This window comes from Bradyrhizobium sp. Mp19 (genome assembly GCF_029952935.1).
GTDB lineage: Bacteria > Pseudomonadota > Alphaproteobacteria > Rhizobiales > Xanthobacteraceae > Bradyrhizobium > Bradyrhizobium elkanii.
On record NZ_JASAUT010000161.1, the window covers coordinates 1 to 1,526 of the forward strand.

Consider the following 1,526-nt stretch of genomic DNA (forward strand, 5'->3'; position numbering starts at 1 on the left):
CGCGATCGCGGCCTGACGCTGGCCCAGTTTTGGCTTCAAGATTGACTGCCCTGCAAGGCCGTTTTTACACGGCCAAGACCCGAAGCGGAAGTATTCTAGTTCTTTGCCGGACAAACATTCGGCGCGACACCTCAAGACGAGCGCTAGCCCCAATGATGTAAATTGGAGCGTGGTCTGAGGTTGAATCGACGGTGCCTCGAAGCCGGACATTTTGATCACACTTTGCTTCAAAACAGAAGCAAGCGCTCAGTGGGGATTGTATTCCCCTAAAAGTTGCTATTCTGTCTCATTTCAACAAAGGGGGGTGTCATGAAGAGATGGGTAATTCTCCTGTTGACCACGTCATTATCAGGGTGCGGGACCTATTTGCCTCAGCTTACCAGTCCCGAAATATTGCCGTTGGAAGTTTTGGTCGCGCAGATCGATTGCGAATTCCAACAAGCCGTTTGGAAACAGAAATCCTTGCGAGGGCCAACGGCTTTAGCTGGCTGGCAGGGCGTATACACCGTCACCCTGAAAAGTAATGAAAGCGGAAGTGCGAAATCTCTCAACAACACATTCCCGTTTTTCCCGGCCAAGAGCGTAAGCGGTACAGGAATAATCGGCGCTGGTGAAACAACGACGGCCAACAGAACCGCCCTGATGAAATTCAGCTTGCAATTCGACGATGTTAAGCGAGTGCCTGTCTGCACAAAGATTCAGACAGCCACGCTTCATCCGTTTATCACGGGTCGAATCGGGTTTGCAGAATGGATGGACAGGGCTTTCCATGCAGGTGACGTTGGCGGCCAGTTACAACTAGGAAGGCCGCAGCGCATTTCGAGTATCGGGCACACTTTTGAATTCAGTATCTTCGTGAACGCAAACGCTGGCGCTGGTTTTATAATTGGACCGGTTCCCGTAAGCGGCGTAAACGCAGCTGGAACCATAGAGCGATTGGACGATGGTATAGTTGACGTTGTTATCGCTAAACCGGCGGTCGATCCCCTACCGGGACTGATTACGGAGCTAACAAAGGCGGAGCGAGACCTTATCGCGAAACTAGAGGAATTGATCGACCAGAGAAAAGACGACAATTCAAAGCGCACAGCTGAAATAAATTCGCTGACCTCGGCCTTGGGGGCGCGCCTTTCAAACTTGAATACTGCAACTATCAAAAGTCTCTCACCCAGCAACAAAGCACAGATGGAGACGTTCAGGGTAACTGAACCCGAGATTGAGCAATTAAAAGCACTCACCGATGCGCGCGAAGCGAAGACGGCAAACGACCAAAAGATCCTGGAATATAAGGGACAGATTGCCAATATCGAGCGGCCAAAGGTAACAACCAAATATCGCGTTCTGCCGCCCGACCGGAATCCAGAAATCATTTATACAAATCAACAGCTAACTCTCGAACGGCTTAATAACAATCTGCGCGTTATTCCTTAAACTGACCATGTCCGCTTGTGGCCCTGGCTGTGTGAAAACATAGTGCCGCTGTTATGATTCTCCCGTGATTCTGAGGGGGAATCGATGAGGCGCTT

General features: G+C 50.5%; 2 protein-coding genes. One reads left to right on the top strand and one right to left on the bottom strand.

What is annotated here, in order from left to right:
* Positions 1-219 (bottom strand): hypothetical protein (locus tag QJT82_RS45345; protein WP_281446728.1); only part of this gene is annotated, 219 nt, incomplete at its 3' end.
* Positions 220-309: 90 nt separating this feature from the next.
* Between QJT82_RS45345 and QJT82_RS45350 the strand changes: the two genes are divergently transcribed.
* Positions 310-1,431 (top strand): hypothetical protein, encoded by a 1,122-nt coding sequence (locus QJT82_RS45350; protein ID WP_028344520.1) that lies wholly within the window; start codon positions 310-312, stop codon positions 1,429-1,431.
* Positions 1,432-1,526 lie beyond the last annotated feature (95 nt).